General features: G+C 41.1%; 16 protein-coding genes. 6 read left to right on the top strand and 10 right to left on the bottom strand.

What is annotated here, in order from left to right:
* The first annotated feature begins 26 nt into the window (after window positions 1–26).
* Window positions 27–1,859 (top strand): gamma-glutamyltransferase family protein, encoded by a 1,833-nt coding sequence (locus E0F88_RS28065; protein WP_374756329.1) that lies wholly within the window; start codon window positions 27–29, stop codon window positions 1,857–1,859.
* A 64-nt stretch (window positions 1,860–1,923) separates the two neighbouring features.
* Here E0F88_RS28065 and E0F88_RS28060 read toward each other — a convergent pair whose 3' ends face one another.
* Together E0F88_RS28060 and E0F88_RS28055 are read right to left on the bottom strand one after the other, a co-directional pair.
* Complete coding sequence (locus E0F88_RS28060) at window positions 1,924–2,439, bottom strand: YcxB family protein (RefSeq protein WP_131961661.1); 516 nt, start codon at window positions 2,437–2,439, stop codon at window positions 1,924–1,926.
* 90 nt (window positions 2,440–2,529) lie between these two features.
* Complete coding sequence (locus E0F88_RS28055; RefSeq protein ID WP_131961660.1) at window positions 2,530–2,934, bottom strand: RidA family protein; 405 nt, start codon at window positions 2,932–2,934, stop codon at window positions 2,530–2,532.
* Between the two features lie 140 nt (window positions 2,935–3,074).
* Here E0F88_RS28055 and E0F88_RS28050 point away from each other — a divergent pair, with 140 nt between their 5' ends.
* Window positions 3,075–3,689: a DUF2721 domain-containing protein gene (locus tag E0F88_RS28050; RefSeq protein ID WP_131961659.1), complete on the top strand. Its 615-nt coding sequence runs from the start codon at window positions 3,075–3,077 to the stop codon at window positions 3,687–3,689.
* Window positions 3,690–3,798: 109 nt separating this feature from the next.
* Here E0F88_RS28050 and E0F88_RS28045 read toward each other — a convergent pair whose 3' ends face one another.
* The 5 genes from E0F88_RS28045 to E0F88_RS33825 all read right to left on the bottom strand — a co-directional run bounded on the left by E0F88_RS28045 (window position 3,799) and on the right by E0F88_RS33825 (window position 6,855).
* Entirely contained in the window at window positions 3,799–3,984 is a 186-nt protein-coding gene (locus E0F88_RS28045) for a hypothetical protein (RefSeq protein WP_131961658.1), read from the bottom strand.
* Window positions 3,985–4,085: 101 nt separating this feature from the next.
* Window positions 4,086–4,523, bottom strand: coding sequence for a VOC family protein (locus E0F88_RS28040; RefSeq protein ID WP_131961657.1), 438 nt, complete (start codon window positions 4,521–4,523; stop codon window positions 4,086–4,088).
* 90 nt (window positions 4,524–4,613) lie between these two features.
* On the bottom strand, window positions 4,614–5,012 hold the full coding sequence (locus E0F88_RS28035; protein WP_131961656.1) for a response regulator: 399 nt from the start codon (window positions 5,010–5,012) through the stop codon (window positions 4,614–4,616).
* Window positions 4,999–6,606: a sensor histidine kinase gene (locus E0F88_RS28030; protein ID WP_131961655.1), complete on the bottom strand. Its 1,608-nt coding sequence runs from the start codon at window positions 6,604–6,606 to the stop codon at window positions 4,999–5,001. The genes E0F88_RS28035 and E0F88_RS28030 overlap by 14 nt, the downstream gene beginning before the upstream one ends.
* 93 nt (window positions 6,607–6,699) lie before the next feature.
* Complete coding sequence (locus tag E0F88_RS33825) at window positions 6,700–6,855, bottom strand: hypothetical protein (RefSeq protein ID WP_165940174.1); 156 nt, start codon at window positions 6,853–6,855, stop codon at window positions 6,700–6,702.
* A 641-nt stretch (window positions 6,856–7,496) separates the two neighbouring features.
* On the opposite strand from E0F88_RS33825, the gene E0F88_RS34885 reads away from it, so the two are divergent.
* The 3 genes from E0F88_RS34885 to E0F88_RS28020 all read left to right on the top strand — a co-directional run bounded on the left by E0F88_RS34885 (window position 7,497) and on the right by E0F88_RS28020 (window position 13,499).
* Window positions 7,497–7,817 carry a DUF6660 family protein gene (locus E0F88_RS34885; RefSeq protein WP_374756328.1) on the top strand — a complete coding sequence of 107 codons (321 nt, stop codon included), beginning with the start codon at window positions 7,497–7,499 and terminating at the stop codon, window positions 7,815–7,817.
* A gap of 81 nt (window positions 7,818–7,898) precedes the next feature.
* On the top strand, window positions 7,899–12,281 hold the full coding sequence (locus E0F88_RS28025) for a CusA/CzcA family heavy metal efflux RND transporter (RefSeq protein ID WP_131961654.1): 4,383 nt from the start codon (window positions 7,899–7,901) through the stop codon (window positions 12,279–12,281).
* 51 nt (window positions 12,282–12,332) lie between these two features.
* Window positions 12,333–13,499, top strand: coding sequence for an efflux RND transporter periplasmic adaptor subunit (locus E0F88_RS28020; protein WP_131961653.1), 1,167 nt, complete (start codon window positions 12,333–12,335; stop codon window positions 13,497–13,499).
* A gap of 84 nt (window positions 13,500–13,583) precedes the next feature.
* Here the strand turns inward: E0F88_RS28020 and E0F88_RS28015 are convergent, their stop codons facing one another.
* The 3 genes from E0F88_RS28015 to E0F88_RS34120 all read right to left on the bottom strand — a co-directional run bounded on the left by E0F88_RS28015 (window position 13,584) and on the right by E0F88_RS34120 (window position 16,222).
* Window positions 13,584–14,051 (bottom strand): hypothetical protein, encoded by a 468-nt coding sequence (locus E0F88_RS28015; protein ID WP_131961652.1) that lies wholly within the window; start codon window positions 14,049–14,051, stop codon window positions 13,584–13,586.
* Between the two features lie 502 nt (window positions 14,052–14,553).
* Window positions 14,554–15,144: a hypothetical protein gene (locus E0F88_RS28010; RefSeq protein ID WP_131961651.1), complete on the bottom strand. Its 591-nt coding sequence runs from the start codon at window positions 15,142–15,144 to the stop codon at window positions 14,554–14,556.
* Between the two features lie 409 nt (window positions 15,145–15,553).
* The gene (locus E0F88_RS34120) at window positions 15,554–16,222 is read right to left on the bottom strand and encodes an efflux RND transporter permease subunit (protein WP_220466392.1); all 669 of its coding nucleotides are present in this window, start codon (window positions 16,220–16,222) and stop codon (window positions 15,554–15,556) included.
* Window positions 16,223–16,487: 265 nt separating this feature from the next.
* On the opposite strand from E0F88_RS34120, the gene E0F88_RS28000 reads away from it, so the two are divergent.
* A complete protein-coding gene (locus tag E0F88_RS28000) occupies window positions 16,488–17,270 on the top strand; it encodes a DNA-formamidopyrimidine glycosylase family protein (protein WP_131961650.1) in 783 nt (260 codons plus the stop codon).
* Window positions 17,271–17,392: the final 122 nt, after the last annotated feature.

Genomic DNA, 17,392 nt, shown 5'->3' with positions numbered 1-17,392 from the left:
TTAAACTACTGGTATTTTCGCTGGCGATGGCTGGCACTTATTTCCAGTCATTCGGACAGGCTTTTAACAACTTTCCTGTTACCACGCAAAAACCGCCGCTTCATGGAAAACACTGGATGGCAATTACCGGAAAACCACTTGCGGCAACAGCGGGAGCTATGATTTTCAGTAAAGGCGGTAATGCTATTGATGCTTCATGTGCCATGCTGGCTTCTACCTGCACAATGTGGGATGTACTTAGCTGGGGCGGAGAAACTCAGGCGCTGATCTACAATCCAAAAACGAAAAAAGTGATCGCCCTGAATGCGATGGGTGTTGCTCCCACCGGTGCAACTGCTGATTTTTTCAAAAATAAAGGAATGAAATATCCGCCGGAATATGGCCCACTCGCCGCAACGACTCCCGGAACAGCTGGTGGTTTGATGACCATGCTGGCAGAATACGGTACGATGAGTTTGAAAGAGGTGCTTGCGCCGGCAATGCAGCTTGCAGAAGGTTACCCGATTGAAGCACAGACCGCTAATTCAATTGAAAGGGGGAAAGAAAAGATTAAGGAATGGCCTTATTCAAAAAAAGTTTTTCTGACACACCCGGGAGAAAAAAGAGAAGCACCTGACGCAGGTGAAATTTTTGTTCAAAAAGAACTTCTTGCCACTTTACAAAAACTGGTAGATACAGAAGCTCAGGCACTTAAAAAAGGGAAAAATCGCAAAGAGGCGATTTATGCCGCTTATGATCGCTTTTACAAAGGCGACATTGCCAAGGAAATCGCACGCGGCTGCCAGGAACAGGGCGGTTTGATTACAGAACAGGACATGGCCAGTTGGAAAGTAAAAATCGAAGAGCCTTTGGTGACCAACTACAAGGGAATTGATGTGTACAAAATGCAGCCATGGACGCAGGGTCCCGTTATGTTACAGGCATTAAATATGCTTGAAAACTTTGATTTAAAAGCAATGGGATACAACTCGTCGAGATATGTACACACAATGTATCAGGTCATGAATCTTGCCTTTGCAGACCGTGACTTTTACTACGGTGATCCTGCTTTTGCTCCGGAAGAACCTATGAAGGGCTTACTTTCCAAAGAATATGCAAAACAACGTATCAAGCAAATTAACTGGGAAAAGAATGATCCGAAAGTTTTACCAGGTGATCCCTACCCGTTTGAGGGCAAAACAAACCCTTTTGCAGATCAAATCAAAACCTGGGGTACCAAGCAGGTTTCACTTCGGAATGAGCATGGGCTGAATGATAAATTTATGGAAGAATTCACCGCCGGAACAACCTCTGTGGAAGCTGCGGACGAAGAAGGCTGGGTTGTTTCCATCACACCAAGCGGTGGCTGGGTTCCGGCTTGCATTGCGGGAAATACAGGCGTTGGATTAAGTCAGCGTATGCAGTCGTTTGTACTGGATGCTAAGGAAAATCCATTCAATGTGGTTGAACCGGGCAAACGTCCGCGTGTGACCCTAACGCCAAGCATGGCCCTGAAAGACGGAAAGCCGTTTTTGTCTTTTGCAAAACAGGCAGGTGACGAGCAGGATCAGTTGCTGCTTCAGTTTTTTCTAAACATCGTTGAATTTGGTATGACGGTTCAGGAAGCAACGGAAGCGCCGAGCTTTAAAACATTACAGATGTATGCCAGTTTCGGAGAACATGAAAAAGATCCGGGTGGACTGATCCTGAATGACAATATGCCCGACTGGACCCGCAAGGAGCTTTCGAGAATGGGATATCGCAATTCTTATCAGCCAAGAACAAGCGGCCCGATTAATGCCATCTATTTTGACTGGATCCACGGCAGTATGTGGGGAGGTTCCAGCAACCATGGTGAAGATTACGGGATTGGTTGGTAAACTTAAAACTTAGGAAACATTAAAAAAACTGCCGATCACTCATGGTCAGCAGTTTTTTTTATATTTAATTCATTTTCACAACCGGTCCGGTAACTGATGCCACGATTGTTTTAAATTCGTCGGTTTGCTCTGTTGTAAATACTCTTTTCGGTAAAACGGTTACCGTAGATTCGGTGGGTTTCAGTAGGTAACTATCTTTTGTTTCTACAATAGAATGTACGCTGTCCCACGAATGGCTATTACTGAAGGTCTCCCCTTTTGTACGGAAACCGGCTCGGTCTATTCTTACAATCACATTTTCAGTAAAAGGATTTTTAGTTTTGATCAGATTGGGAACCTGCATTTTCGCGGTAGCTTCCGGCAAAAACACCAGATAAGCACCCAGGAACATTGGGAAGGCGTAGCCCATGCTGAAATAATTGATTCCGTTGATAATGTTTACCGTTGTCAGATAGAGCATCACAGCCAGTAAAACACTTCCGAAAATCCTTAAAACTTTGGTAATGACTCTTGTATTGGAATTGTCAACCAACCCTTTGTAAAGTTCGTCTTTTGTAAGCTTGTAACTAATTTGGACCATGATAGATGATTACGGGGTTTTGAAGCTGCAAGATAGATCGGTCTGGCAGATTGATCAACTTAACGATTAAATAAAATATCTTAGGAGTAATTATTCACTTTTACCCGTAGTAACAGCAGCTACTGCATCGATCTCAATCAAATAACCATAATGCAACTCCGGAACCGGCACGATTGAACGGGCAGGTTTTACATCTCCGAGTATCTCCGCATAAATCCTGTTAAAAGCCGGCCAGTTTTCAATACCGACCAGATAAACAGTAACTTTCAATAAATCCGCAGAACTCCCGCCAGCCGCCTTGAGAATTTCCAGCAGATTTTCCAATGATTGTTTGACCTGTACTTCAAACGGCTCGCCGGTTGTATGACTGCCGTCCGCTTTCACCGGCAACTGTCCTGAAATGTAAACCAAACCCTGAAATTCAGTCGCCTGCACATAATGTCCACCTGGTGCAGCAGCGTTTTTTGTTGAAATGATATTTATTTTTTTCTCCATGTTCTGGTAAATGTGGTTTTAAAGATACACAGAAAATGATTTCTTCCACGGCAGCTGCTTTGGTTAGGTGCAATACCGGCCTGGCTTACTTTTTTGATAGCAGACTTTAACCCGATTACTAAGTATTAAACTATAAAAAGATGAATACCATATCGCAAACCTTAACGATCCTGTCTTCAATGATTGCACCCGTGGTGCTGATACTTGCTTGCGGATCGTTAATCACCACCACTTCGCAGCGATTGAGCCGTGTGATCGAAAGAAGCCGGAAGCTTACCGAACAACTAAAACAACTGGTAAGGGATCACGATGCTTCAAGTGAAGTGATTACCAAGGAAGGTGCGAAACTGTTTTACCAGCTAAATAAATCCACGCTCCGGACCAATCTGCTGCAAAGAGCAATGGTTACGTTGTATCTGTGCCTGAGCCTTTTTGTAGCAACAAGTATCAGTCTGGGAATTATGGATATTTTTAATGCAAAACATACCTGGCTGCCGGTTTTACTTAGTATTATCGGAGCGCTGATGCTGTTTTATGTCAGTGTACTATTAATACGTGAATCCAGTCTTGCTCTGAAAGCAATCAGCAATGAAATGGACGATGCACTGTTGTTTTTCAAGAAAAATCTGGAAGGGCTGCCTGTCGGAAGTAAGGAAAAGTGGTGGAGGCAGTTACGCTTATGGCAACGTTTAAAACCAAAAACACAGGAGAATAAAAAGCCCGTTATTGCAGAACAACCTGCGGACCAGGGTTAAGTCAATTGGTACTTAGTTAACAGTTGTTGAGTTAACAGTAAAAAGCAACGATGGATTTGACTGCTGATCAATTTTCCACAATATCAAGTTAAAGATTGCCACATAAAATTTAGTCTTTTTTATCCTTGTCGTCCCACCCTTTTTCCATTTTACCGTAATCCTTTTTTGATACAGTAGAATCCTTTTTGCTATGAGAGGTTCCTTTCTTTTTCCTGGCATTGATGTTGTTAACCAATGAATTTTTCACACCAAGTTTATTTTTCTTTGCTGCCGGTTTCTTTGCTTTTTTTGCCATGGTCATAAGAATTTAGAGGCGGTTCTAAAAATTCATGCCTGACAAAATAGCGCAGCCCAAATAGACCACGCCACCTACTTTAATCTTTTACTTTTTACTCCTCACTTCTTCTCATTCATCTCAATCAGATAGCCATCGGGATCAGCGAAATATATCTGAACGGCTTTGTCAAAACGAACCTGCTTATGGAAAGGAATTTTCTTAGCAGTCAGAAATTTCTCAGCATTAGCGATGGAACTGACGAAAATAGCAAAATGACTTCCGTTTTTATCGTTGACAACAGGAGTTACCCGGCCGGCAAGCAGGTGTATCATCTGACCATTTCCGGTGTTGAACCAGCCACGGATTGCATTCATACTATCCGGAACCGCCACTGGTGTCAGCCCAAGAATATTTTTATAGAAATCCTTACTGGCCGGCATATCTTTGACCTGTAAAGCCAGGTGATTGATGCTGGTAAACCCCAGACTGGCAGGCACTTCCTGTGCAATAAGATCCGCACTGACAAAGATCAGGAAGAGAACAATTATTTTTTTCATTTGAACGGGTTGACTAATTTATATAAGTTTTCGGCGAAAGGTACGTATTTGCATTGTCCGAAAGCTTTACATATTTGTAAATATTTTCAGTTATAAGGTTTCAACCAGACTCTTCAAAATATTAACCGACACAGGTTTTCTCAGCAGATCCAAAACGTGTTCGGTTGATTGCGCACGGTGGTAATCTTCTTCATCAGTTGAAGAGCTTGTCATGTATAAACTAACCGGTTTTGGGAATACAGATCTGATTTTTGAATACGCATCCATAAACTGCCAGCCGTCCAGGATTGGCATGTTGATATCCAACAAAATCAGTTCGGGCAACTTGTCGGCCTGCTCCTTATGCCTGTCAAAATATTTGAGCGCATCCAGGCCGTTTTCAAAAAAAACAAGATTATCTGCAACGTCCGCGGCTTCGATAATCCTCTTGATGAGATAAGTATAAACCTTATCATCATCGATGACACATAGCAGATTAACTTTTTTCATTAAATGTGATTTTAAACTTTGTTCCTTCACCGGGTTTACTTTCTACTTCTATCACCCCGCCCTGGGATTCAATTTGATTTTTTATTAAAAATAGTCCTACGCCATGTGCATCCTTATGCTCATGAAAAGTCTTGTACAATCCAAAAATCTTATCTCCATGTAATTCAAGGTCAATGCCCACCCCGTTATCCGTATATTCCAAAACTTTGACCTGATTCTCATTCAGGTAGGTTTTCAGCGAAATCTGAACAGGCATATTTTCCTTTTTATATTTAAGACCATTAGAAACCAGGTTCATTATTATACTCTCCAAATATATACTCGGAAACAAAATCGTGTCAACTTTGAAGTCAAGATTAATTTCACCGTTGCTGGTTTGAATCGCAACGTCCAGAACTTCCAGAACTTTTTCGGTCACATCAGCAAAAACAAGTTCTTCGCTTGGCAGATAACTTTCCCTGATCTTAAGTACTTTGGAAAGATCATCCAGTGTATTTCCCAGAACATCTGAAACACTTTTTATTTTCTGAAAAACCTCTGTATTGTTTTCACTGAGGGTCGACTCGTCTACAAACTCGGCAAGCAGCGAAATGTTGCTGGTATGGTTTCGCAGGTTGTGTGACAAAATATGTGTAAAATTTTTCAGCTGGCTATTTTGCTGTGCCATCAGCTGAATTGATTTGTTCAGGTCAATTTCATTGATTTTATACTTATCAATGTCCATCAAAACGCCTCTCATTTTTATCAATACACCATTTTGATCAAACAACGGTTTACCGTAATAGCGCACCCATTTTTTTGTATTTTTTGCAGTAACCATCTGCAATTCCAGATCCCAGCCTTCACCGTTTTCATGTGCCTGGCAAAGTGTACGATTTAGTATTTCCTGATGTGGTTCAGTAAAAAAAGCAATGGTACCATCATGTCCAGCCCTGAGGGATTCGTCACCTTCATAAATTTCATAAGCAGTCTTCGACCATAAATATTTATTGGTTGGCACATCAAGCTCCCAGCCTCCTACCCGCCCAACATGACCAGCCTCTGAGAGTAAAAATTCACTGGCAGCAAGCTTTTCTTCTACCAGGCGCCGTTCATTAATCTCATGCTCAAGTTCCGCCACCGAACGTATCAAAAGTACATTTGGCAGTTTTTTATAAAGTACATAAACCGTAGAAATAGAAACGACGGCGGTTAAAAATCTGACAAATGCGCTCAGACGATAAACCGGCCACCAAAAAATGATGGCATCTATAAAATGGGTTGTGCCGCAAAGAACAATAAATGCTCCAAACAGCCAGATAATTTTAGGAAAAGGAAAATCCTTACGAAGGATCGTTAGTCTGATAAGAAAAAGGGGAATCAAAAAATATGCCGCCCAGATTAACAGATCGGAAGCGATATAAAACCAACCGTGAAAATCAGACCAGGTTCCACATCCCCAGCGTGCCGGCCAGTCACCGGTGTCAAACAGGCCTTTAAAAAACGCAGTAACTTGATCCGGAATGGCTGTGGCCTCCAAGTGTCTTGCAGGTACATGTTCCGTTTGACACAGCGGTCCGCAGTCCGGAATCGGTTGATGGTGATTGGGTTTCAAAAGAAGACGTTTTTATCGTTATACAATATGAGTAATGTTCAGAAAGCCGGGTCAATAGCTTCTGAATACTAAAAAAATGAATAAGAAAAACTTCTATTCAATCGCAATCCTGGAACCAGATACAAAATCGTTCGTAATGTTTATTTCCTGTAAAATGAGGTAATGAACATTATTTTCTTCCCGGTGCCGTGTCAGTTCGGCCAGGAAGGTGGTTATCCTAAAAACCTGTGATAAGTAGTGGTGTTTCATAACGTTATTATTTGTGCGCTTCAGTGAAATAGTATTGTATTCTTGATTTGTGATAGGTTTACGACTATGCACGGAGCGATTTCTGCCCGTTCGCAGTACAATCTAGTAAGATTTATTTGAAAATATAATCTGATTTAAGATTTTTTGCACTAATAACGGATATATCTGACTATGATGGTAACAAGCCAGTCGATGTTATCAGGAGAATAAAGTAAGAACCCAGTGGCATATACGGTTGCCAAGGCTCTCTGTTGATTATTCGAAAGTATGTTCAGGGTAAACTTGGAGCACCATAAACAAATAAAGAGTTCCCCAAGCGTGGAACTCTTATAAATCTTACCCTCCTCTATTTACATTATGTAAAATTCTTTACAATTATAATACGAATAAATTATAAAACAAAAGGTAGTATAACTTCTAGGTAAAATATTTTTAAATTTTTTATTCGTTAGTCGTTTTGTGCATAATCAAGCCGGTTATTGATAAATACTTTACCTGCTGTAAATCAGAGCAGTAATGTTTTGCATCTGCTTTTGAAAAATATTCTACAACAAGTCATCTCAATCCTGGTTCACTGCATAATTAATAGTGACATTTTTGACTACCTGTTGCATTTGTATTTCATCTACCTTTGTAGCATCATGAAGCTAGCACATTATTTCCTGGCCATTTACACAGTTTTGCTGTCCTGCATTCCTTGTCAGGACGAAGTTTTGATGAGTTTCCATGATACTACAAAAATAACAGTAAGAACTGCATCTGAACTTCCCAGAGAACAAGTGCCAGATTTGTGTTCCCCATTTTGCATTTGCGCATGCTGTTCCGGGATCACCATACAACAACAGGTTCCCTGCTTGCCTGAATCTGTCACCTTCTCCTTTTTGAAGGAGAATGCCTTTGTTTATACACCCCAGATCAATTCCACTAATCTGACCACCATCTGGCAACCTCCCAGGATTTAGAAGATTATAACTTTTCAGGTTTGCCGGTTCTGTGGTTTGCTCCACAGTGAACGGCTATTCTTACACGTTATCTAAATTCTGATGTTAGATCGAATCATCTATTTTTCAATACACAACAAACTGATCATAGGACTTTTTACGGCTGCCCTGGTGATCTGGGGAGTTTATTCCGTAACAAAATTACCTATTGACGCAGTACCTGATATCACTGACAATCAGGTACAAATTATCACCACAAGTCCGTCGCTCGCCGCTCAGGAAGTGGAACGGCTTGTTACTTTTCCTGTTGAAACGGCAATGGCTACCATTCCCAACATTCGGGAAATCCGTTCTATGTCCAGGTTCGGACTGTCCGTAATCACCATCGTCTTCAAAGATCAGACCGATGTTTACTGGGCCAGACAGCAGGTTACCGAAAGACTTAAAACCGCCTCAGAACAAATTCCTGATGGTATAGGATCGCCCGAACTGGCGCCCGTCACTACCGGATTGGGCGAAATTTATCAATATGTTTTGCATACAAAAAAAGGTTATGAAACCAGGTATCCGCCCATGGAACTTCGCAGCGTGCAGGACTGGATCGTCCGCCGGCAACTGCTGGGAACCGACGGTGTGGCTGACGTCAGCAGTTTTGGCGGGTTTCTTAAACAATATGAGATCGCTATTGATCCTTTCAAACTAAGAAGTTTTCAAATTTCGATCAGTGATATTTTTGCTGCCCTTGAAAAAAACAACCAGAACACAGGCGGCGCTTATATCGACAAAAAACCCAATGCTTACTTTATACGAAGCGAGGGACTTATCGAAAGCCTGACAGATATTGGTCAGATACAGGTAAAACAAACACCCGACGGCCTGCCCGTTTTGATCCGTGATCTGGCAACGGTACGGTTCGGCCACGCTGTGCGCTATGGTGCCATGACGCGAAATGATGAGGGTGAAGTTGTCGGCGGACTTGTGCTGATGTTAAAAGGTGCCAATTCATCTCAGGTAATCGCCAATGTAAAGGAACGTATTGAACAAATCCGCAAAACACTGCCCGATGGTGTGGTGATCGAGCCATTTCTGGACCGCACAAAACTAGTCAACAATGCAATCAGTACCGTTTCCAGGAACTTGCTGGAAGGCGCCCTGATCGTAATTTTTGTTTTGGTTTTGCTGCTTGGAAATCTCCGGGCAGGGCTTGTTGTGGCTTCGGTAATTCCGCTGGCAATGCTGTTCGCCGTGAGTATGATGAACCTGTTTGGAGTATCAGGAAACCTGATGAGCCTGGGAGCAATTGATTTTGGGCTGATTGTCGATGGAGCCGTCATTATCGTGGAGGCAACTTTGCATCATATTTTAGGCAAAAAATATACGCACAGACTTTCGCAACCCGAAATGGATCAGGAGGTTTTTGAGTCCGCTTCCAAGATCCGCAATTCCGCCGCCTTTGGTGAAATCATAATCCTGATCGTCTATCTGCCGATTTTAGCCCTTGTTGGTATTGAGGGAAAAATGTTCAGGCCTATGGCTCAGACTGTCAGCTTCTCTATATTAGGCGCATTCATCCTTTCTCTGACTTACGTACCGATGGTGTCTGCTTTATTTTTGAGCAAACAGAATACACATAAGGTCAATATTTCTGACAAAATAATCGCATTTTTCCACAGGCTCTATATTCCGGCACTGGCTTTTAGCCTCCGTAGAAGCTTTGTTACCATTTTTCTTTCTGTTGTTCTTTTTGCGATCAGCGTTTACCTGTTCCTGAATATGGGCGGCGAATTTATCCCTCAGCTTGATGAGGGCGACTTTGCAGTAGAAACCCGTGTGCTAACAGGAAGTTCCCTTTCTGAAACGGTTGATGCGGTACAAAAAGCTTCCGGCATATTAAACAAAGAATTTCCGGACGAGGTAATAGAAACGGTTGGCAAAATAGGTTCTTCCGAAATTCCAACGGATCCAATGCCGGTGGAAGCTGCCGATTTGATGGTTATTCTAAAAGATAAATCGCAATGGAAAAAGGCAAAAAACCGGGAAGAGCTTGCTGAAAAAATGCAGGCAGTTCTCGAAGAAAGAATTGCAGGTGTGACCTTCGGATTTCAACAGCCTATTCAAATGCGTTTTAACGAACTCATGACCGGTGTCAAACAGGATGTTGCAATTAAAATCTTCGGGGAAGATCTGGAAGTACTTGCAGAGCAGGCAAAAAAAATCGGAAAACTGGTCCGTTCGGTGGAAGGAGCCGAAGATGTTTATGTGGAAGAGATAAGCGGTTTACCGCAAATTGTAGTCAAATTCAAAAGAGATCAAATGTCCAGGTTTGGAGTGAGTATAGAAGATGCCAACCGGACCATCAACACTGCCTTTGCCGGAAGTGCCGCGGGAATTGTTTACGAAGGAGAAAAACGGTTTGATCTGGTAGTCAGGCTCAATCAGGAAAGCAGAAAAACGATGGACGATGTGAGCAAGTTATTTGTATCAACGTCCCACGGAGAGCTGATACCACTTGAACAAATTGCTTTTATTGAAATTAAAACTGGCGCCAATCAAATTCAGCGAGAGGATGCCAAACGCCGGATCACTGTTTCTTTCAATGTTCGTGGCAGGGATGTCAGCAGCATCGTTGACGAACTTCAGTCAAAAATTGACCAGAACATTAAACTCCCTGCTGGCTATTACACAACCTATGGCGGACAATTTCAAAATCTGCGTGAAGCAAATACGCGTTTAAGCATCGCCGTACCTATTGCGCTTTTACTCATTTTTGTACTTCTGTACTTTACTTTTAACTCACTTAGGCAAAGTCTGTTAATTCTCACAGCAATTCCGCTATCGGCGATCGGCGGTGTATTGGCATTGTGGATTCGGGGTATGCCTTTTAGTATTTCTGCAGGAATTGGCTTTATTGCCCTGTTTGGGGTTGCCGTTTTGAATGGCATTGTACTGATCGCTGAGTTCAACTTTTTAAGAAAACAAGGATTAAATGATTTGAAACAGGTTATTCAGCAGGGAACCGAAACCCGCCTGAGACCGGTTTTAATGACGGCTCTCGTTGCTTCACTCGGCTTTTTGCCTATGGCACTTTCCACAAATGCGGGTGCAGAAGTGCAGCGCCCTCTGGCAACCGTCGTAATAGGCGGACTGGTATCGGCCACGTTGCTGACATTGCTGGTTTTGCCGGTGTTATACCTTTTAACTGAAAAACGTTTTAATCCGGGCAATCCGATCAAAGCTGTATCGCTGCTTTTGCTTGTATTCATCACGTTTTCACTGATCCCATCCAAAGTATCGGCTCAAACGCCGGATATCAAAGTTCGTGAAATCACGCTTCAGGATGCCATCAGAGAAGCAACGGATAAAAACCTGGAAGTTAGAGACGGACTTTATCAAATTGAATTTCAGGAAGCATTGAAAAAAACAGCGGCTGATCTTCCCAAAACGGAGCTTTCCTGGATGGCCGGACAATATAACAGCACCCGGTTCGACAATCATTTTACTTTTTCGCAATCGATACCAAATCCGGCAACGGTCAGAAAAAGAAAAGATGTGTTCTCGCAGCAGGTTAATACTGTCCATGCAAAACTCGAAATCACCAAAGCCGAACTGACCAGGCAGGTAAAAAAAGTTTACATCGACCTGCTTTTTTCTAATCATCAAAAAATTTTGCTGGATCAGCAAAGCCAAAGAACCGACCGGTTTGTGAAAGCTGCCGAACTTAGATATAAAACCGGCGAAGCCAACAAACTCGAATACTCTGTGGCCCTCAGCGAACAGGCTGATTTACAAGCACGAATAATCAATTTGCAAGCAGATCAGCGTATGCAGGAAAGGCAATTACAGCTATTAATGAACAGCCCAAATCCCGTCGTAACTTCGGATGATAGTTTGAGCCTTTTAGAAATTGTTCTGCCCGATAGTTCTTTGATCTCAGATAACCCATATTTGAATTACCTGAGACAACAGATCGGTTTGGAACAAAAGCTCACCAGCCTCCAGCGAAGCAACTTACTGCCTGATTTTAGTTTGGGCTACTTTAATCAATCGCTGACAGGATTCCAGAATGTAAATGGAACGGAAACTTTTTTCGGTTCCGGTAAACGGTTTCAGGGTTTTCAAGTTGGCTTATCGCTGCCGGTATTTAACGGAGCTACAAAAGCAAGAATAAAGGCAGCAGGAATTAGTGAAAAGCTGGCTCAAAATCAGTTAGAAATCAGCAACCAACGTTTGATGAGTCAATTTCAGCAAGCTTTGGACTCTTATAAAAAAGCTGCTGAAAGTCTTTCCGTATTTAAATCAAGATCGCTGCCGCTTGCCAATGAAATCAGCAGCAATGCAACCAAGGCTTATGAGGCAGGGGAAATCGGCTACATTGAGTTTTCGCAGTCACTTTCAAAAGCGCTAAACATTCAGTTAACGCATCTTAACCTGCTTAAACTTCACAATGATTCTGTTATTGAAATTGAATTTCTCATCAATAAATAATTCGGTTGGCACAAACCGGAAGAAAAATATTTTGTATAAAAATCCGATAAAATGAAAAATGTATTGATGACCATATTGCTCTTCACTGCCCTATTCGCCTGTGAACAAACAAAAGAAGAAGAGCAGGAAAAAGAGAAAACTGAGGAGATTACCGATACTGAGATAATACTTACAGCAGCGCAATATCAAACTGCCGGTATTGAAACAGGATCTACCAGCATCCGAAATCTGAGCGATGTTGTAACAGCCAATGGACTTATCGACATCCCGCCTCAAAACCTGGTAAGTATTTCAGCACCAATGGGCGGATTTGTCCGAAAAACAGAACTGCTCCAAGGTATGAAGGTAAAAAAAGGACAATTGCTTGCCGTAATGGAAAACCCCGAATTCATTCAGATTCAACAGGATTATCTGGAAACGCAAAGCAAACTGGATCTGGCTCAACTGGAATTAAAACGCCAAACAGAATTGAGTAAAGAAAATATCAATGCTCAAAAAATACTGCAGCAATCGGCATCAGAAGTAAAAATACAAAAGGCACGACTAAACGGTCTTACCGAAAGGTTGAGGACAGCCGGAATAAACATGAAAACACTTGAAGCCGGTAACATTGTAAATCATGCGTCGATATACGCGCCCATCAGTGGTTCGGTAACAACAGTAAACGTTAATCTTGGCAAATATGTAAATCCGACGGATGTGATGTTTGAAATCGTAGATACAGACCATCTGCATGTCGAACTTTCTGTTTTTGAAAATGATATCCAAAAGGTAAAACTTGGCCAGCTTGTACGTTTCACGGTGAGTAACAATCCCGGAAAGGAACATCTGGCTAAGGTCTATTTAATCAATCAAAAAATTAATGAAGACCGCACAGTAAGGGTTCATTGCCATTTGACAAACGAAGAACACGGCATGATGCCAGAAAACTTTGTAAAAGCAATTATAGAAACGGGAGCCAATCCTGTCACAGCATTACCTGATGAAGCAATTGTAGATTATGAAGGACAGTCCTATATTTTCCTTGAAAAACCTAAGCAGAGTGCTAAAAAATCAGGAACTGCTTTTGAAATGCTTCAGATCACAAAGGGTGTTTCAGAAAACGGATTTACGGAAGTACAATTTCCAAAAGATTACGAAAACACGAAGTCAGGAATTGTTTTGAAGGGCGCTTATACTTTACTATCCAAACTGAAAAATACCGAAGAGGAAGAATAAAGTTATTCGGTTATAGTGAGTTATTTCTGTTGAAGATTACCCAATCAAAAATGGGAGGCTCTGACTAAGCCTCCCATTTTTATATTATGCCACTTCTTCTGTTCTCTTTTTACGTCCGCGAGGCTTACCGGTATATTCAGGTTTTGGAAGCGGATTCTCCAAAGCCAGCTCATAACCTACAACGCCTTCTTCATAATTAAAAAGCGTGATGCTAAAAGTAAATTTCACATTTTCGAAATCCACTCCGCCTTTTTTCAATATAAGTGCCAACGGAATAACATATCCACGTCCGCTTTTTTCAAGAGAGAAAGCTTCGTCCTGTTCAGTAGCAGGTATCAGATAAAGAAATTTCAGTGTTCTTTTTCCCTGCTGCGCTCCGATTTTAAATTTTGCTGAGTCTGCTTCAATACCTAATTCTTCAAGGGTAGCAGAAGGCAGAACTAGTTTTCCGGTTGACGAAATGTAACCGGTTGGCGCTGGTTTTGATATTGCTTTTGCAGTAACCGGCGCATTTTCATTTGGTGAGAAAAACTTAATTGCTTTAACTTTCATAGATAAAAATTGAGTGATCTGGTGACATATTTTTGCTAAATTAATTGATTATTATCTGCAATTAAAATTTACATTAAATAATATCCTGTTAACACATTGAAAAAAACTGATTTGTAAACCATTTATTTTATCAGCTATAAAATATTTTGCTATTAGATTCTTATCAAAGACAGGCAATAAATATACAGTCTAAATATGATCGGTTAATCACCTATATTATGTAACCAAAGGAGATTAATATTTAATAGTCCAATTAACGAGTGATTACCAATTTTTACTCAACATTCACCTTAACGCACTGTTAATCTGCACACAGCATGTATTGTTCATAGTTTTTGTTTATTTCAAAAAGTAATAATAGTTGGACAACATTTAATAAATCAGGCGATCAAAAATATGCACTTGCATTTCACAATTTTCACATTTAGGAAATAACGGAAAAATAAAAAAGCCATTTTTTTATTGATAAAAGTGACAAAATTAAAATTTCGTTAAAACTTAATCAGAGCGCAGAACCTACCAGTTTTACAATAGTCCCCAACGATTTTGATGACGCAGTAGCCGCCAGTTTTCCTGTAACACCTTTTTTATCCAAACCGCTAACGGCTTTGGTTGCCTCTCCTAAAAGCCCTCCCAACTGGCTTTGTGACTCAGAACCTAAAATGGATGATCCGGCTTTGATAAGACCAAGATTGTTTGTCAGATTTGCTGCATTGCCTAGCAAGCCGCTTTCTCCTTTGCCAAGCAGACTGCTTATTCTGTTTGCTCCCACAAGCATTTTTACAGCGCTTACAGCCTTGCCCAAAACACCGGAACTTAATTTGCCGGAAGATGCCAGGGGAATGAGTGATTTCAAATTACCGGCCTGACTCAAAAGTTTATCCTTCAAACTTCCGCCGGCGGATTTTGCCTCTGTTTCCAATGCACTTGTACCTTTTGTCAGAGCCTCAGTAGCTCCGGTTGAATCTCCTTTTTGAGAAAGGGTCACGGCCTTGTCCAATAAATTTTCAACAGATAAACTTTGGCCAAACGAATTAGCACCGCAGATAAATAAACAGAAAACGGTTGCAAACGATAAAATGTAACTTTTCATAACAAGTGTTTTATGTGATGCACTATTGACGGCAAATTATACAAAAGGACACTTTTTTTTGCACAAAAATATATTCTGGCATAAAGCAGTTCCAATTGCTTACGGAAATATACAAAAGTCGTTCCCCGCACTTTAGATATTTAAAGCATCTAATTCACTGATATAATCCGGATTAAAAAACTTTTTGTATACCAAAATTACCGGACAAAGCTGTTCCGGTTCTGATGAGATGAAGACTTTAAGTAAATTTAATACCGGCTATAATGAAAAAATTCCGGAAAACTTATCAACCTCACCCCCAAAGGGCAAGTCATAAGTTCCGGAATTATCCGGCAATGAGAATTCAAAACATATTGTGCAGCCTTTTATTTTAGACAAACACTCAGTTGAAGCCATGCATATTACGGGATTAACTTGATTTTTCCTTTTTACTTTTTCGATACGCCAAATAGAAAATCTGGGGTAAAACCGTAAATGAAAGGAACATACAAATCAGCAAACCGCCAACGATCATAATAGCTAACGTTTTTTGGATTTCGGATCCCATGCCGTTGGACAGCGCAGCGGGAAGTAGTCCGAGCGAACCCAAAAGTGCAATCATAATTACCGGACGAATCCTTCCGTATATTCCCTCAGAAATGGCCTGTTTCAGTGGCAGTCTATTCACCAGATTATCTTTCATCACATGCACCAGTATAATTCCGTCATCGGTCTTTTTCATTTCGTTCATCAAATAATTGTAAGCCCGGTTCCTGACACTCCGAAACAGAAATGAGCGGAAAGAATATGTGACTGAGAGAAAAGCCCGGGTGTTCCAAAAAGTATAAAAAACGTCGGCAACGAGATCCTCAGCGATTTCTTTGGAATAAACATACCGGACAGCGTGGGTGCATAAACCGCGGTAATACAAACGGAACAGCATTTCACATCCCTTTCTTGGGTTTTCCTCAAAGGTTTTCCGAATAAAAACCTCAACATACACTTCCTGAGTTTCATGAGCCGCATCACCCATCCTTTCCGGACTGGGATGTACTCCAGACTTTGGGTCAGTAATTTCAGGAATAAAGTTGGCTTGCATGGATTAACGTTTAGGATCAGGCGTCAGGTTAGCAATAGTCAGTTATAGGTAAAGACAAATTTGAAGCAAAACATACGTAGTCATTTTTTTATTTTTTTTAAAAAATTTGTCCTATTTCAAAAGAATAAGCTCGCCGACTTTATTAATTGCCGTTTGAGGGGAAACAGATTAATTTTAACGAAATCGCCTGACAGTGCTGGTATTGTTATTTTAATCAGCATTTTACTGTCTTTAAGATTCGTTTCACCAGACTAAATTTAGCACCATGCCCGAATTACCTGACTTGCAGGCTTTCAGTAAAAATCTGACTAAGGAGCTCAAAGGAAAGAAGCTTGAAAAGCTGGAAGTGTTAGTAAAACAAAAAACTCAGGTCAGTGAAAAAGAGCTGAGTGAAAATCTTGATGGTAAAACGCTGAAGAAAGTTTACAGGCTTGGAAAAGAATTGTTTTTCGATTTTGGTGCAGATGCCCTGGTGAGTATGCACCTGATGCTGCATGGAAAACTTGTGATGCAGATGAAAGAAGATGAGCTACCCAAATATGCGCTTGTCAATTTTATCTTTAAAGACGGTACCCAGCTCATCCTCACCGACTTTCAGAAAATTGCAAAAATCGATCTGAATCCGGAACTGAGCGATACGATGGATGCCTTGTCCGAAAAACTTACAGCAGAATGGTTATCAGAAAAACTAAAAAAAAGCAAAGCTGCAATCAAATCCGTTTTGACAGATCAGAAGGTAATCGGCGGGATTGGGAATGCCTATGTGGATGAAATACTGTGGGATGCGAAGATTCACCCAAAATCGATTGCTGCTAAAATTCCTCAAAAACAGATTAAAATGTTGGCAAAATCCATAAATGAGGTATTAAAAGATGCGGAAAAGAAAATCCTGAAATCAAATCCCGATATCATCAGTGGTGAAATCCGGGATTTTATGGTTGTACACAACAGTAAGAAAAAGACTTCTCCAACCGGAGGAGAAATACTGATTGACAAAGTCGGCAGCAGAAAAACATATTATACCAATGAGCAGGTGCTGTTTAACTAACCTCTGTAATCCAGTTTTTAACGTGACAAAAATAATGAAACAAACTTATTTGTAATTCCCCACATACGTTGTATAAAAACTTAAAGAGGTTTCTCAATCGGTAAAAGGCTTCTGGCACAAAG

This window comes from Dyadobacter psychrotolerans (assembly GCF_004349265.1).
GTDB classification, from domain to species: domain Bacteria; phylum Bacteroidota; class Bacteroidia; order Cytophagales; family Spirosomataceae; genus Dyadobacter; species Dyadobacter psychrotolerans.
This window is presented reverse-complemented; position numbering and strand designations above follow the sequence as displayed.